The following is a 14,362-nucleotide window of genomic DNA, read 5'->3' as shown; positions in this document are numbered from 1 at the left end:
CGCTAGCCCACGGGATCGATCGGCGACGGCGGCACGCCGCCCGCCTCGATCGCCTCGCCTGCGCGCAGGCAGAGATCCTCGCGATAGCGGCCGGACACGACGTGCACGCCGACCGGCGCCTTGCCGACCAGACCAGTGGAGACCACGAGGCCCGGCAAGCCCATGAAGGGGATGGCGATCTGCGGCAGCTGGGCTTCCCAGACCCGCTTGAAGGATTCATCGTCCTTGCAGTCGAGATGATCCGGGAACGGCAGCTCGCCCGAGACCGGCGTCAGCAGCACCGCATATTTCTCGAAGAACAGCATCCAATCACGGGTCAGCGCGGCTCTGCGGGTCAGCGCCTTGGCGTAATTGGCCTGGTCCATCGGCGTCACCCTGGCGCGGTTGCCGCGCAGGCAGGCCAGCGCGCCGGGATCGCCCTCGCGCTCGGCCGCCTCGAGCTGCGCTTCATAGCCGTCGCCGAGCCACAGCTTGATCTGCCACTCGACCGCCTCGCGCATCGGCGGCGTATCCTCGATCACATCGACGGTCCAGCCAGCGCGCTCCAGCCGCTTGCCGGCATCGCTCACCGCCGCTTTCACCTCCGGCGTGGTGGCAAGGCCGCCCGGATTGAGGCAGAGCGCGGCGCGCTTGTCCCGTGCGGGGCCTTCGAGCGGCACCGGCACGAACCAGGGATCACGGATGTCGCGCGCCGCCATCGCTTCGAGCGCGATCCTGAGATCGTTGACGGTGCGTGCCAACGGGCCCGACACCGCCATGATCTGCGGCCCGATCGGGCGCTCCGGCAGCGCGGGATTGAAGGCGGGGATGCGGCCGAGCGTCGGGCGCAGGCCGTGCACGCCGCAGGCATAGGCGGGATAGCGGATCGAGCCGGCGATGTCGGTGCCGTGGGCGACGTGGCCGATGCCGGCCGCGACCGCGGAACCGGCGCCGCCGGACGAGCCGCCCGGCGTCAGCGAGGCATCGCGCGGGTTCTTGGTATCGCCGTGGATAAGATTGGTGGTGAACCAGCGATAGGAGAAGGCCGGGCAATTGGTGCGGCCGAGCAGGATGGCGCCCGCTTTACGGAAATTGGCAACCACCGGATTGTCCTCGCGCGCGATCAATTCGCGCTGGAGCTTCAGACCGTTGGTGGTGGCAAAGCCTTCCTGGTCGACATTGGCCTTGATGGTGACGGGCACGCCGGCGAGCACCCCTAGGTCCTCTCCTCGCGCGATCGCGGCATCGACGGCATCGGCCTGCTTGAGCACGTCGTCCGGCCGGTGGTCGATCACGGCATTGAGCTTGGGATTGACGGCATCGAGCCGGGCGAGACCGGCCTTGGCGGCCTCCCGGGCGGACACTTTCTTGGACTTGACGAGGGCGGCGAGGTCGGCGGCCGACAGGCGCCAGAGATCTTGCATGGTTTGCTCCGTGTATCCGGCGTGTTTTAGCGCCGGGAACGCGGCAAAGCCATGCGGATTTCGCAGAGGCGAAAGGCGGCGAGGCTTGGATTGCTGCATCCGTTGTCATTGCGAGCGAAGCGAAGCAATCCAGAATCCCTCCGCCGAGGCGCTCTGGATTGCTTCGTCGCATCAGCGCAAAATTGCTACGCAATTTTGTCGCGAGCTCCTCGCAATGACGGGGAGCCAGATAGGGCTAATGCCGCGTCGCGGACGGATCCGGCAGGTCCAGCAGCGCCTCGGTGAAGGGAAACTCCAGCACGACCTCGCCTTCGGCGTCGGTCACCTCGATCACCGCCGCGAGCAGGGCCCGCTGGGTGCCTTCCGACTTCACCACCTCCAGGATCATCTGGCGGGCGACCTCCCAGGCGCGATCAGGATTGCGCAGGTCCTCTCCGTCAGGATCCACGATCAGTTCGTCGCCGATACGGGTGTTGAAGAAATATCTGGGCATGCCTGATCCAATGGGGTCGCCTGTAGATGATTGGAAGCCGTTCTAAACTCACAACTCGTTTATCCCGACAGGGATCACGACCTATCGGCGGTTTTTGCCTATGTCCATTGCGCATCTTTACGGCCGCATTTATGGCCGCAACACGCCCTCTTTGCAGTGCAGCAATTCCACCGACCTACTACCTAGGTCCGGGAAAATTTCACTAGCGAACTTCTCCACTCGCATTAACTTAGCGGGTGGGCGGATACGTCCGAATTCGCAAAAATGGAGAGCCAAAAATGGCATGGAAAGCCCCGAAGATCGTCGAAGTGCCCTGTGGCATGGAAATCAACATGTATGTGAGCGCCACCCGCAAGTAAGCCGGTCGGCGATTTCGCGTTCTGCGGCGGTGGATCTTTCGGTCACGACGCGTTTCCGAAAGAAAGAATCTGTGTCGGCATCTGCGTCGGCCTGAGATCCACCGCGCGTGTTCCTTTCCAGGAGACGGATCATGCTTCGCGTCGTCGTCCTGGGCGCCGCAGCCGGCGGCGGAGTTCCCCAGTGGAATTGCGGCTGCGAGGGTTGCCGGGCCGCCCGCAACGGCGGGGATGAGCTGCACCGGACGCAGGCCTCGGTCGCCTTCAGCGGCGATGGCGAGCATTGGTTCCTGATCAACGCCTCTCCCGACCTGCGCCAGCAATTGAATGCCACGCCGCAACTGCACCCCAAGGCAGGCGCCTTGCGCCATACGCCGATTGCGGGCGTGATCCTGACCAACAGCGAAGTGGATGCGGTGGCGGGCCTGCTCTCGATGCGCGAGAGCTCGCCGTTCACGATCTATGCGCATGAGAAAGTGCTGGCGATCCTTGCCAGCAACAGCATCTTCAACGTGCTGAACGAGAAGCACGTCCGGCGCCAGCCGATCGGCATCAATGAGCCATTCGAGCCGCGCCTCACCGATGGCGCACGCTCCGGGCTGGAAGTGCTGCCCTTCGCGGTCCCGGGCAAGTCGGCCTGGTATCTGGAAGGCAAGGCGCATCCCGGCGGCGACAGCGGCGACGGCGACACGCTGGGCCTGAAGATCACCGACAAGGCGACCGGCAAGTGCTTCTATTTCCTCGCAGCCTGCGCCGAGGTGACCGACGCGCTCAAGGCCGAGATCGACGGCGCTTCGCTGGTGTTCTTCGACGGCACGGTCTGGACGGACGACGAGATGATCAAGTGCGGCCTCGGCCACAAGACCGGCAAGAGCATGGGGCATGTCGCCATGTCCGGCGACGACGGCGCCATCGCGCAGCTGGCCGACCTCAATATCGACAGGAAGATATTTCTGCATATCAACAACTCGAACCCGGCGCTGCTGCCTGCCTCGGCTGAACGCAAGACTGCTGAACAAGCGGGATGGCAGATTCCCGCAGACGGAACGGAGATCGTGCTGTGAATGCCGCATCCATGACTGGAATGACTGCGCTCTCGATCGGCAGGGATATCAGGCTCAACTCGGCCGAGGAGCTCGAGGCAACGCTGCGCCATATCGGGGCGACGCGCTATCACAGCCTGCATCCGTTCCATAAGCTGCTGCACGGCGGCAAGCTGAACAAGGGCCAGGTGCAGGCCTGGGCACTGAACCGCTACTATTACCAGAGCACGATTCCGATCAAGGACGCGGTGGTGATCTCGCGCTTCCGCGACCGCGCCACGCGCCTGGAATGGCGCCACCGCATCGAGGACCATGACGGCGATGTCGGTGCGGAAGGCGGCATCGAGCGCTGGATCAAGCTGACCGAAGGCCTTGGCCTCGACACGGCCTACGTGGAATCCACCGAAGGCATTTTGCCGGCGACGCGCTTCGCGGTCGAGGCTTACGTGCACTATTGTCGCGAAAAAAGCCCGCTGGAGGCGATCGCCTCCTCGCTGACCGAGCTGTTTGCGCCGAGCATCCACGAAGAGCGCATCGCCGGCATGCTGCAGCATTACGATTTCGTCAACCCTGATACCATGAGCTACTTCAAGCGCCGCCTCACGCAGGCGCCGCGCGATGCCAATTTCGCGCTCGACTATGTCAAGAGGCATGCCACGACGCCGGAGCAGCGCGCCCAGGTATGCAACGCGCTGATCTTCAAGACCAACGTGCTGTGGGTGCAGCTGGACGCGCTCCAGCACGCCTATGTCGAGGGCAATATTCCGCCGGGCGCGTTCGTGCCCAAAGCGGGCTGAAGAGGAGTAGCGATGGCCGGGCCGCGGAACATCAGCGTCAGCGAGGCGAGCCGCCCCGTGCTGCCGCGGCATGCCAAGCTGAAATATGACGAGACCCGCAAGGTCTGGGTGATCCTGGCGCCGGAACGCGTGCTGGCCCCGGACGAGATCGCGGTCGAGGTGCTGCAGCTTTGCGACGGCAAGCGCAGCGTCGGCGACGTGTCCGATCAGCTCGCGGCAAAATACGCGGCCCCCCGCGACGCGATCCTGGCCGACGTCATCGTCATGCTGCAGGACCTCGCCGACAAGGGCTTTCTGACCGAGATCAGGGAGAAGACGTCATGAGCGACGTGACCATCCCACCCAGCGACAGCCTCGCCGTGCTGGAGAAGCAGCGTTCGACGGCCGAGACCTTCGGCATTCCGCTCGCGGTGCTGCTCGAGATCACGCATCGCTGCCCGCTGCAATGCCCCTATTGCTCCAACCCGGTCGAGCTCGACCGCTCGGGCAAGGAACTGACCACCGAGGAATGGAAGAAGGTCTTGGGCGAGCTCGCCGAGATCGGCGTGCTCCAGGTCCATTTCTCCGGCGGCGAGCCGACGGCGCGGAAAGATCTCGTCGAGCTGGTGAAGCACGCGAGCGACGTCGGCCTTTACACCAATCTCATCACCTCGGCCGTGCTGCTGACGCGCGACAAGCTCAGCGAGCTTGCCGACGCCGGGCTCTGCCATGTGCAGATCTCTTTCCAGGGCATCGAAGAAGGCCTCTCCGACCGCGTCGCCGGCTACAAAGGCGGGCATCGCAAGAAGCTCGAAGTGGCGAAATGGACGCGCGAGCTCGATTTGCCGCTCACCGTGAATGCGGTGATGCATCGGCAGAACCTGCATCAGCTCCCTGACATCGTCCAGATGGCTGTCGATCTCGACGCCGACCGGCTCGAGGTGGCCAATGTGCAATATTACGGCTGGGCCCTGAAGAACCGCGCCGCACTGATGCCGACGGTGGCGCAGCTCGACGAGTGCACGGCCATCGTTGAGGAGGCGCGGGAGCGGCTCAAGGGCACGCTTGCCATCGACTACGTCGTTCCCGATTATTACGCGCTGCGGCCGAAGAAATGCATGGGCGGCTGGGGCCGGCAGTTCTTCAACATCTCGCCCGCCGGCAAGGTGCTGCCCTGCCACGCCGCCGAGAGCATCACCGGGCTTGAGTTCGAATCCGTGCGCTCCAACCATTCGATCGCCTGGATCTGGCAGAACTCGGAGGCCTTCAACCGCTATCGCGGCACGGGCTGGATGAAGGAGCCGTGTAAGTCTTGCGAATTCCGCGAGATCGATTTCGGCGGCTGCCGCTGCCAGGCCTTTGCGCTGACCGGGGACGCCGCCAACACCGATCCGGCCTGCGCGCTGTCGCCGCTGCACGAGACCATCTTCAAGCAGGCCGAGCGCGAGGCCGAGGGCGAGACCAGCCGCTTCCTCTACCGCAATTTCGCCGGCGGCACCCTGGAATCCGAGAATGGGACCTGACGCCGACGCAGGCACAGCGGCAAGGCGCGCCGATCCCTTTGCGCCGCTGACCTCCGAAATGCTCGACGTCGGCGACGGCCATGAGCTCTACGTCGAGAGCGTCGGCCGCAGCGACGGCATCCCCGCGATCTATCTGCACGGCGGGCCCGGCAGCGGCTGCCAGCCGGACCATCGCCGACTGTTCGACCCCGACCGTTTCTGCGCGGTGCTGTTCGACCAGCGCGGCTGCGGCCGCAGCCGGCCCAAGGGCTCGCGCGAGCACAACACCACGGCCGATCTGATCGCGGACATGGAGACAATCCGCGAAAAGTTCGGCTTTGAACGCTGGATGCTGGTCGGCGGCTCCTGGGGCGCGACACTGGCGCTGGCTTATGCGCAGGCGCATCCCGATCGCGTCTCCGGTCTTGCACTGCGCGCGACGTTCCTCGGCACGCGGGCCGAGGTCGAGACGGCGTTCACGGTCCGACTGCGGCAATTCTACCCCGCTCTCTGCGAGGATTTTCTGAGCGTGCTGCCGCCCGAAGAGCAGGCGCAGCCGGTGGACGCCTATTGGCGCCGCATCCTCGATGCCGATCCGGCTATGCACGGACCTGCGGCGCGGGCCTGGCACGACACCGAGCGCGCGTTATCCGAGCACAAGGCGGCCAAGGCGCGGCTCGACCTCGCCTCGCTGAACGTCTGGCGCACGCTGCCGGCGACGCCGTTCATGGAGGCGCATTATTTCGTCAACAACTCCTTCATGAGCGAAGACCAGCTGTTGCGGAACGCGGGTCGGCTCGAAAGGATTCCCGGCATTATCGTGCAGGGCCGCTACGATCTGTTGTGTCCTCCCGAGACATCCCACGCGCTCGCGAAAGTTTGGCCCAGTTCCGAGCTTCGCATCGTGGAAGAAGCCGGACATTCGCTTTATGATGCCGGCGTGAGGGACGCGGTCATGAAGTCGATCGCCGACCTCGCATCGAAGATCGGGCGATGAGAGGACAAGAAGAATGCCGCTCGCCGGGAAGGGCATGCTGCTGACGTCGATGAATATCGACGCTTCAGATGAAGCCGATTTCAATCGCTGGTACGATTGCGAACATCTGGAAGAGCGCGTCGCAATCGAGGGTTTCCTGGAAGCACGGCGCTATGTCGCGCATGCCGCCAATCCCAAATACCTCTGCCTTTACTCGACCGCGACGTTAGAGGTGCTCGACAGCCCCGCCTACAAGGCGCGGCTCGCGAACCCGACCGACTGGTCGCGGCGGACCATGGCGCGCTTCAAGGACATGCTCCGCGTCGTCGCGCGGATCACCGTCAGCAACGGCACCGGACGCGGGGTAGCCCTGGGCGTGGTGCGGCTGCGGCCGAGGGCGGACAATGCGGGGGCATGGCGTGATGCGCTGCAAGACAAACTGGCGCCTGACAGGCACGATGGCATCATCTCCATGCACCTTCTGGAGAGCGAGCCGGAATTGTCGGGCACAACGGCGGAAATACCGGCGGCGCGTAACGAAGGTGCGCGCGACTGGTTCGTGCTGATCGACGGCGCGCATGTCGGCGCGGTCTCGGCCGTGATCGCCGAGCGCTTCACCGGCCCCGCTGCCGCGCCCTTCCCGCTCCCCGTCTCCGTCGGGACCTACTGCCTGATGTGGGATCTCGCGAAGAGCGACATCGCGCGCAGCTGACGCGCTCATATCCATCGCGAATGCTGCACCGCACGCGCATCACGCGCCGCCGTTAATGCTGTGCGCGCTTGGCTCCTATGAAAGAGGGGAAGCGCGAAAATTTGCCGTTGTACTTCGGAGCCGTTCTAATAAGCTAACCCAATGACGTCATTCAGAAACCAGATCGACGCACGTTAAGCGTTCGCCAAGCTCAGAAGAGGCCGCCGGGTCTTTGAGCCCGCGCGGACAGGGTAGGAATGAAACCAACCGATATTGCGGCCCCCGACTACTTTCACAAAGTGGTCGATTGCCAATGGGCCTGTCCTGCGCACACCCCGGTTCCCGAATACATCCGACTGATCGCGCAAGGCCGCTATAGCGACGCCTACATGATCAATTGGAAATCGAACGTGTTTCCCGGAATATTGGGACGCACCTGCGATCGTCCATGCGAGCCGGCGTGCCGACGCGGACGCGTCGAGGAAACACCCGTCGCAATCTGCCGCCTCAAGCGCGTTGCGGCCGACTTCAAGGACGACATCAAGCAGCGCTTGCCGAAGCCCCCGCCGAAGAACGGCAAGCGCGTCGCCTTCGTCGGCGGCGGTCCGGCCTCGCTGACGGTGGCGCGCGATCTGGCACCGCTCGGCTATCACTGCACGGTGTTCGATGCCGATCCCGAAGCCGGCGGCATGATGCGCACGCAGATCCCGAAATTCCGCCTGCCCAATTCCGTCATCGACGAGGAGACCGGCTACATCCTGGGCCTCGGCGTCGAGTTCAAAGGCGGTCACCGCATCGAGAGCATGAAGGCGCTGCTCGCGGAGAAATACGACGCGATCTTCGTCGGCTCGGGCGCACCGCGCGGCCGCGAGCTCGACATCCCCGGCCGGAAAGAAGCAGCAAGCCACATCCATATCGGCATCGAATGGCTGGCCTCGGTCTCGTTCGGTCACACCGACAAGATCGGCAAGCGCGTGATCGTGCTTGGCGGCGGCAACACCGCAATGGATTGCTGCCGCACCGCGCGCCGGCTCGGTGGCGAAGAGGTGAAAGTTGTCGTCCGCTCCGGCTTCGAGGAAATGAAGGCCTCGCCCTGGGAGAAAGAGGATGCGCTCCACGAGGACATTCCGATCCTCAATTTCCTGGTCCCCGTGGCCTTCATCCATGACAATGGCAAGCTCACCGGCATCACCTTCCAGAAGGTGAAGGCCGAGTACGATGCCAAGGGACGCCGCAACCTCGTTCCCTCGGGTGAGCCGGACCAGACCATCGCATGCGACGACGTGCTGGTCGCGGTCGGCCAGGAGAACGCCTTCCCGTGGATCGAGCAGGATTGCGGCATCGAGTTCGACAAATGGCACATGCCCAAGGTCGATCCCAAGACCTTCGTCTCGACCAACCCAAAAGTCTTCTTCGGCGGCGACGCCGCGTTCGGCCCCAAGAACATCATCTGGGCGGTCTCGCACGGCCATGACGCCGCGCTGTCGATCCACAAGATGCTCTCGGGCGAGGACATTACCGAGCGCCCGCTGCCTGAAGTGCACGTCTCGTCGCAGAAGATGGGTATCCACGAATGGAGCTATGACAACGACATCTCCAACGACAAGCGCTACAAGGTGCCGCATCGCGACAAGGTGATTGCGCTGAAGGACATCCGTGCCGAGGTCGAGCTCGGTTACGACGTCAAGCTGGCCTTGGGCGAAGCCGAGCGCTGCCTGAACTGCGACGTGCAGACCGTATTCTCGACCTCGCTCTGCATCGAGTGCGATGCCTGCGCCGACATTTGTCCGATGGATTGCATCACCTTCACCGGTAACGGCGAGGAAAGCGATTTGCGCCAGCGCCTGAAGGCGCCCTCGGCGCATCCGGACCAGGATCTCTACGTCTCTTCGGATCTCAAGACCGGGCGCGTGATGGTCAAGGACGAGGACGTCTGCCTGCATTGCGGGCTGTGCGCCGAGCGTTGTCCCACAGGCGCGTGGGACATGCAGAAATATTTCATCGAGATGACTTACGCAGGTTCGACATGCCCGACAAAAAGCCGATCAGCAGCGTAAACGACTTCGTCGTCCGCTTCGCCAACGTCAACGGCTCGGGCTCGGCCAGCGCCAACGAGATGTTCGCGCGCGCGATCCTGCGCCACGGCGTTCCGGTCTCCCCCCGCAACATCTTCCCCTCCAACATCCAGGGCCTGCCGACCTGGTACGAGGTGCGGGTGACGGAAGACGGCCATCTCGGCGCCCGCGGCGGCGTCGACATGATGGTGGCGATGAACCCGCAGACCTGGGACAAGGACGTCGCCGGCATCGAGCCCGGCGGCTATCTGTTCTACGATTCCACCAAGCCGATGCCGTCGACCAAATTCCGCGACGACATCACCGTGATCGGCGTCCCCTTAACCGCCATCACCAACTCGACCTACACCGATCCGCGCCAGCGCCAGCTGTTCAAGAACATCATCTATTTGGGCGCGCTCTCGGCCCTGCTCGACATGGACCCCAAGCTGATCGAGCAGCTGATCGGTGAGCAGTACAAGGGCAAGGAGAAGCTCTTGTCCTCCAACGTCCACGCGCTGCATCTCGGCCGCGACTGGGCGCTGCAGAACCTGAAATGCCCGATAGGGCTGCGGGTGAAGAAGTCCGACAAGGTCGGCGACCGCATCTTCATCGAAGGCAACAGCGCCGCCGCGCTCGGTGCCGTCTATGGCGGCGCCACTGTTTGCGCCTGGTATCCGATCACGCCGTCCTCGTCGGTGGCCGAAGCCTTCACCGCCCATTGCAAGAAGTACCGGCACGACCCTGAGACCGGCAAGGCCAAATACGCGATCGTGCAGGGCGAGGACGAGCTGGCCTCGATCGGCATCGTCATCGGCGCGTCCTGGAACGGCGCGCGTGCCTTCACTGCGACTTCAGGCCCCGGCATCTCCCTGATGACCGAGTTCATCGGCCTCTCCTATTTCGCGGAGATCCCGGCGGTGATCATGAACATCCAGCGCGCCGGCCCCTCGACGGGCATGCCGACCCGCACCCAGCAATGCGACATCATCGCCTGCGCCTATGCCTCGCATGGCGACACCAAGCATGTGCTGCTGTTCCCGGAAGACCCGGCCGAAGCGTTCGAGTTCGCGGCCGCCGCCTTCGATCTCGCCGAGCGGCTGCAGACCACGATCTTCCTGATGCTCGATCTCGACATCGGCATGAACCACCGGCTCTGCCGCCCGCTGAAGTGGGACGATGCGAAGCAATATGACCGCGGCAAGGTGATGACCGCGGAGATGCTGGAAGAGGGCCGCGACTTCGGCCGTTATCTCGACGTCGACGGCGACGGCATTCCCTACCGCACCTACCCCGGCACGCACCCGACCAAGGGCTCCTATTTTACCCGCGGCACGTCCCGGGACCGCTATGCGCGCTATTCCGAGGAAGGCTCGGTCTACGCCGACAACATGCAGCGACTGATGCGCAAGTTCGAGACCGCGCAGGATCTGGTGCCACGGCCGCTGCAGGCCAATGCGGAACGGCCGACCAAATATGGCGTGATCTATTTCGGCTCGACCTCGCCGGCGATGGACGAGGCGATCGGCCTGTTGGAAGCGCGCGGGCACCAGCTCGACCGGCTGCGTATTCGCGCCTTTCCGTTCCATTCGAGCGTGGCGAGCTTCCTCGCCGAGCACGACTTCGTCTATGTGGTCGAGCAGAACCGCGACAGCCAGCTCCGCCAGCTCATCGTCAACGAGAACGGCATCGACCCGGTGCGTCTCGTGCCGATCGTGCATTACGACGGCTCGCCGATCACCGCCCGATTCATCGCAAAAGCCATCGGCGACCACCAGGATCACCTCAAGGTGACCCCGCTCCGCAAGGCCGTGTCATGAGTTGCGCGCCACTCTCTCCGTCATGCCCGCGCTTGTCGCGGGCATCCACGCCTTTCTTCTCCGCCACCAAGACGAGGATGGCCGGGTCAAGCCCGGCCATGACGGGCTTGGCATCGCAGGTGCTCGCATGACTTACATCGCAAAACCGAAATTCCATCATCCCGGGCTGAAGAAGAACGAGCTCGGCTACACGCACCGCGACTACGAGGGCAAGATCTCGACGCTGTGCGCCGGCTGCGGTCACGACTCGATCACGGCTTCGATCATCGAGGCCTGTTACGAGCTGTCGATCGAGCCGCACCGGGTGGCGAAGATCTCCGGCATCGGCTGTTCCTCGAAGACGCCGGACTACTTCCTCGGCAATTCGCACGGCTTCAACTCCGTGCATGGCCGCATGCCCAGCGTGCTGACCGGCGCCAACCTCGCCAACCGCGACCTGATCTATCTCGGCGTCTCCGGCGACGGCGATTCCGCCTCGATCGGCTTCGGCCAGTTCGCGCATTCGATCCGGCGCGGCGTCAACATGACCTATATCGTCGAGAACAACGGCGTCTATGGCCTGACCAAGGGCCAATTCTCGGCGACCGCCGACCGCGGCTCGAAGTCCAAGAAGGGCGTCACCAACACCGACAACGCCATCGACCTCGTCGCGATCGCGCTGCAACTCGGCGCCACCTTCGTCGCGCGCTCGTTCTCCGGCGACAAGACCCAGCTGGTGCCGCTGATCGCGGCTGCGATCCGCCACAAGGGCGCGTCCTTCATCGACGTCATCAGCCCCTGCATCGCCTTCAACAACCACGCCGGCTCAACCAAGAGCTTTGACTATGTCCGCGAGCACAACGACGCCGTGAACCGGCTCGACGTCCTGGTCGGTCGCGATCCCATCGCGGTCGACTATGCCCCCGGCACGGTGCAGGTGGTCGAGCAGCATGACGGCAGCAAGATCGCCTTGCGCAAGATCGACGCCGATTACGATCCGCATGATCGGCTGGGAGCCCAGACCTTCCTCGCAAGGCACGCCGCCAAGGGGCAGATCGTCACCGGGCTTCTGTACGTCGACCCCGATGCGGAAGACCTGCACGAGCACCTCAACACGGTCGAGACCCCGCTCAACTCGCTGGAGGCGGGTACGCTGTGCCCGGGCTCGGCGGTGCTGGACAAGATCAACGCCAGCCTGCGGTGAGGCGCACAGTATCAGGAGGGCATCGGCCGACGCTGGGACGCCTTAGCTGACAGGCTCGGGCTCCGTCGCGGGATGGGCCGTATATGCCAAACGGCCGGCCTTCCAATATTGCTTGCAGGTCTCGAGCAGCGTTTCGCCGTCCATCGTCAGGCCGCCGGGATTGACGAGCACGCCCTCGGCGCCGACCGCTTTGTTCATGATCGATACGATGCGCTTCAGAAGACCAACGTCGAAGCGGTCGGCGACAAGCGGGTCGAGCTTGAGCACCACGATCATGTGACTGCGATACTGCCAAACCGATATGTCCCGCACGGATCTCCAGGAGATGGTGTCATCGGCAATGCGGGTGTCGCGAAGACCGACGCGGGTGATGAAAAGGACCGGCTGCCTGGTTGAGACTAGCCTCCAGAACGTCCTGCAGGTCACGAACCCAAACAGCACGACACCGAGATAGCTAGCAGCGATCTGAAACGCGGAGAGGGTCTTGACGTGAAACCAATTGAAAGCGACCGCGGCGCACAGAAGCGTCAGCAGCAGGCCGGCGGCCAGCATCTTCAATAGCCGCGGCACGGAATAGCCAATCGCAAGGTTGGGCAAGCTCTGACTTACGGACATTTTGACCGCCACCAGTCATCTGCAGCAACCGGAGGTTTACCGACCCTCATCCTTCTAAACTGTTAAGGCTGGAACCTTGCGCGAGGCTGCCGGCAAGGCGAGCGGCTGGGAGCGCTTGAACGCGCCGTTCGCCGCCTGCGACTAACCGGCAGTCGGCCGCCCTTCTCGTGGGGGACGACGGTTCAAACGCCCGGTGCGATCATGAAGCTTGCTCTTTTCCTGCCGCTCGCCCTTGCCGCCTTTGTCGGCGTCGCCCATGCCGATGAGGCCGACAAGGTCCGGGAGACCACCAAAGCCGAAGCTGACGCCTTCACGGCCCGGATCTATGCGGGGGCGCCCGGCGACAAGGCCTATGCCTGCTTCGTCCGCCGCTACGACGCCGAACATCTGGCGCGCCATCCCAGGCAGAAGGTGGCCTCGATGAAGCTGCTGATCTCGGCTGAGACCGACGAGGAAGACAAGCAGCTCCACAATTCCTTCCGCATGGGCTTCCGCTATCGCCATCGCAGCGGGGATTTCGACTCCAGCGGCTCGTGCGGCAGCCACGCGGTGCTTCTCAGCCAGGGCGACGAAATCCGCATGGGCTGTGGTGTCGACTGCGAAGGCGGCGGGATCGAAGTGGCGCTGTCCAAGGACAGCAAGGCCGCCATCGTTCGGCTTCAACAAATCAGGGTCTGGCAGAACAACAGGCCGGACGACGAGGCCGAGCATGCGCTGGTGGCTGGCGCCGACGATAAGATCTTCCGGCTCGACCGCACCGACACCAGCGACTGCGCCTCGCTCGTGACCGACCGCAAGGAGCTCGCCGCGCTGCGTCACAAATGATATGTCTCGGGCGAATTCAGGCTTAGTCGAGGAGATCCGCCATGAACCGCCGCAACATCTTGTGGACCGCCATGTCGACCCTGGGCGCAGCGCTCGGCGCCTCCAGCGCGAAAGCCGCAACGGACGCGGGCACGGGCAACAAGCTGAAAGTGGTCTACCATCTCAGCGACGCCGAGAAGGTCAATTTCGTGCTCGGCAACATCCAGAACCATATCGAGGGGGTCGGCGGTCCCGAGCATGTCACGCTCGCGCTGGTGATCCACGGACCGGCGTTGAAGGCGTTTCACTCGGCGCAGGCCAACCCCGACATCAGCAAGCGGATCGGCGAATTCTCCAAGGACGGCGTCGAGCTCGCCGCTTGCGGCAACACGATGAAGGCCCAGAACGTCACGCTGAAGGAGCTGCTGCCGGGCTTCGTCAGCGCGGAGAAGGGCGGCGTGGTTCGTTTGGCCGAGCTGCAGTCGCAGGGGTATTTGTACTTGCGGCCGTAGCGGCAGCGTTCGAGGCACACCTTCTTGGCCGTCATTGCGAGCGCAGCGAAGCAATCCAGAATCCCTCCGCGGAGGCAGTCCAAATCTGGATTGCTTCGCCGCATCAGCACAAAATTGCTACGCAATTTTGTAGC

Annotated in this window: 15 protein-coding genes; 12 read left to right on the top strand and 3 right to left on the bottom strand. The window is 63.9% G+C overall.

What is annotated here, in order from left to right; translation table 11 throughout:
- Nucleotides 1-2: 2 nt before the first annotated feature.
- Both UNPA324_RS11090 and UNPA324_RS11085 read right to left on the bottom strand, forming a co-directional pair.
- Nucleotides 3-1,403 carry an amidase family protein gene (locus tag UNPA324_RS11090; RefSeq protein WP_128920118.1) on the bottom strand — a complete coding sequence of 467 codons (1,401 nt, stop codon included), beginning with the start codon at nt 1,401-1,403 and terminating at the stop codon, nt 3-5.
- 235 nt (nt 1,404-1,638) lie between these two features.
- A complete protein-coding gene (locus UNPA324_RS11085) occupies nt 1,639-1,896 on the bottom strand; it encodes a DUF6894 family protein (RefSeq protein WP_128920119.1) in 258 nt (85 codons plus the stop codon).
- 278 nt (nt 1,897-2,174) lie between these two features.
- Here UNPA324_RS11085 and pqqA point away from each other — a divergent pair, with 278 nt between their 5' ends.
- The 10 genes from pqqA (at nt 2,175) to UNPA324_RS11035 (ending at nt 12,297) form a co-directional block, all read left to right on the top strand.
- Nucleotides 2,175-2,255, top strand: coding sequence for a pyrroloquinoline quinone precursor peptide PqqA (gene pqqA, locus UNPA324_RS11080; RefSeq protein WP_007595659.1), 81 nt, complete (start codon nt 2,175-2,177; stop codon nt 2,253-2,255).
- Nucleotides 2,256-2,386: 131 nt separating this feature from the next.
- Nucleotides 2,387-3,316, top strand: coding sequence for a pyrroloquinoline quinone biosynthesis protein PqqB (pqqB, locus tag UNPA324_RS11075; RefSeq protein ID WP_128920120.1), 930 nt, complete (start codon nt 2,387-2,389; stop codon nt 3,314-3,316).
- A 20-nt stretch (nt 3,317-3,336) separates the two neighbouring features.
- Nucleotides 3,337-4,092, top strand: a complete 756-nt coding sequence (gene pqqC, locus UNPA324_RS11070; RefSeq protein WP_430641959.1) for a pyrroloquinoline-quinone synthase PqqC — start codon at nt 3,337-3,339, stop codon at nt 4,090-4,092.
- Between the two features lie 12 nt (nt 4,093-4,104).
- On the top strand, nt 4,105-4,416 hold the full coding sequence (pqqD, locus tag UNPA324_RS11065) for a pyrroloquinoline quinone biosynthesis peptide chaperone PqqD (protein WP_128920122.1): 312 nt from the start codon (nt 4,105-4,107) through the stop codon (nt 4,414-4,416).
- Entirely contained in the window at nt 4,413-5,594 is a 1,182-nt protein-coding gene (gene pqqE / locus UNPA324_RS11060; RefSeq protein ID WP_128920123.1) for a pyrroloquinoline quinone biosynthesis protein PqqE, read from the top strand. Before pqqD ends, pqqE begins: the two co-directional genes overlap by 4 nt.
- The gene (gene pip / locus UNPA324_RS11055) at nt 5,584-6,570 is read left to right on the top strand and encodes a prolyl aminopeptidase (protein ID WP_128920124.1); all 987 of its coding nucleotides are present in this window, start codon (nt 5,584-5,586) and stop codon (nt 6,568-6,570) included. The genes pqqE and pip overlap by 11 nt, the downstream gene beginning before the upstream one ends.
- A gap of 13 nt (nt 6,571-6,583) precedes the next feature.
- Nucleotides 6,584-7,261 carry a DUF4286 family protein gene (locus tag UNPA324_RS11050; protein ID WP_128920125.1) on the top strand — a complete coding sequence of 226 codons (678 nt, stop codon included), beginning with the start codon at nt 6,584-6,586 and terminating at the stop codon, nt 7,259-7,261.
- A 236-nt stretch (nt 7,262-7,497) separates the two neighbouring features.
- Complete coding sequence (locus UNPA324_RS11045) at nt 7,498-9,297, top strand: FAD-dependent oxidoreductase (RefSeq protein ID WP_141934691.1); 1,800 nt, start codon at nt 7,498-7,500, stop codon at nt 9,295-9,297.
- Entirely contained in the window at nt 9,267-11,114 is a 1,848-nt protein-coding gene (locus tag UNPA324_RS11040; RefSeq protein WP_164936348.1) for a 2-oxoacid:acceptor oxidoreductase subunit alpha, read from the top strand. Before UNPA324_RS11045 ends, UNPA324_RS11040 begins: the two co-directional genes overlap by 31 nt.
- Before the next feature lie 127 nt (nt 11,115-11,241).
- Nucleotides 11,242-12,297 carry a 2-oxoacid:ferredoxin oxidoreductase subunit beta gene (locus UNPA324_RS11035; protein WP_141934690.1) on the top strand — a complete coding sequence of 352 codons (1,056 nt, stop codon included), beginning with the start codon at nt 11,242-11,244 and terminating at the stop codon, nt 12,295-12,297.
- 42 nt (nt 12,298-12,339) lie between these two features.
- On the opposite strand, the gene UNPA324_RS11030 is transcribed toward UNPA324_RS11035, so the two are convergent.
- Entirely contained in the window at nt 12,340-12,912 is a 573-nt protein-coding gene (locus tag UNPA324_RS11030; protein WP_128920129.1) for an STM3941 family protein, read from the bottom strand.
- 201 nt (nt 12,913-13,113) lie between these two features.
- On the opposite strand from UNPA324_RS11030, the gene UNPA324_RS11025 reads away from it, so the two are divergent.
- A complete protein-coding gene (locus UNPA324_RS11025) occupies nt 13,114-13,737 on the top strand; it encodes a hypothetical protein (protein WP_141934689.1) in 624 nt (207 codons plus the stop codon).
- 41 nt (nt 13,738-13,778) lie between these two features.
- Nucleotides 13,779-14,228: a DsrE family protein gene (locus tag UNPA324_RS11020; protein ID WP_141934688.1), complete on the top strand. Its 450-nt coding sequence runs from the start codon at nt 13,779-13,781 to the stop codon at nt 14,226-14,228.
- Nucleotides 14,229-14,362 lie beyond the last annotated feature (134 nt).

Source organism: Bradyrhizobium sp. UNPA324, from assembly GCF_006658635.1.
Classification (GTDB): domain Bacteria; phylum Pseudomonadota; class Alphaproteobacteria; order Rhizobiales; family Xanthobacteraceae; genus Bradyrhizobium; species Bradyrhizobium nanningense.
Note: the sequence above shows the minus strand (reverse complement) of the source record. Positions and strands in the feature narration are given on the sequence as shown.

Coding starts and splice junctions, on each gene's coding strand:
- UNPA324_RS11090 (WP_128920118.1), bottom strand. CDS start 1,403: ATGCAAGATCTCTGGCGCCTGTCGGCCGCCGACCTCGCCGCCCTCGTC.
- UNPA324_RS11085 (WP_128920119.1), bottom strand. CDS start 1,896: ATGCCCAGATATTTCTTCAACACCCGTATCGGCGACGAACTGATCGTG.
- pqqA (WP_007595659.1), top strand. CDS start 2,175: ATGGCATGGAAAGCCCCGAAGATCGTCGAAGTGCCCTGTGGCATGGAA.
- pqqB (WP_128920120.1), top strand. CDS start 2,387: ATGCTTCGCGTCGTCGTCCTGGGCGCCGCAGCCGGCGGCGGAGTTCCC.
- pqqC (WP_430641959.1), top strand. CDS start 3,337: ATGACTGCGCTCTCGATCGGCAGGGATATCAGGCTCAACTCGGCCGAG.
- pqqD (WP_128920122.1), top strand. CDS start 4,105: ATGGCCGGGCCGCGGAACATCAGCGTCAGCGAGGCGAGCCGCCCCGTG.
- pqqE (WP_128920123.1), top strand. CDS start 4,413: ATGAGCGACGTGACCATCCCACCCAGCGACAGCCTCGCCGTGCTGGAG.
- pip (WP_128920124.1), top strand. CDS start 5,584: ATGGGACCTGACGCCGACGCAGGCACAGCGGCAAGGCGCGCCGATCCC.
- UNPA324_RS11050 (WP_128920125.1), top strand. CDS start 6,584: ATGCCGCTCGCCGGGAAGGGCATGCTGCTGACGTCGATGAATATCGAC.
- UNPA324_RS11045 (WP_141934691.1), top strand. CDS start 7,498: ATGAAACCAACCGATATTGCGGCCCCCGACTACTTTCACAAAGTGGTC.
- UNPA324_RS11040 (WP_164936348.1), top strand. CDS start 9,267: ATGCCCGACAAAAAGCCGATCAGCAGCGTAAACGACTTCGTCGTCCGC.
- UNPA324_RS11035 (WP_141934690.1), top strand. CDS start 11,242: ATGACTTACATCGCAAAACCGAAATTCCATCATCCCGGGCTGAAGAAG.
- UNPA324_RS11030 (WP_128920129.1), bottom strand. CDS start 12,912: ATGTCCGTAAGTCAGAGCTTGCCCAACCTTGCGATTGGCTATTCCGTG.
- UNPA324_RS11025 (WP_141934689.1), top strand. CDS start 13,114: ATGAAGCTTGCTCTTTTCCTGCCGCTCGCCCTTGCCGCCTTTGTCGGC.
- UNPA324_RS11020 (WP_141934688.1), top strand. CDS start 13,779: ATGAACCGCCGCAACATCTTGTGGACCGCCATGTCGACCCTGGGCGCA.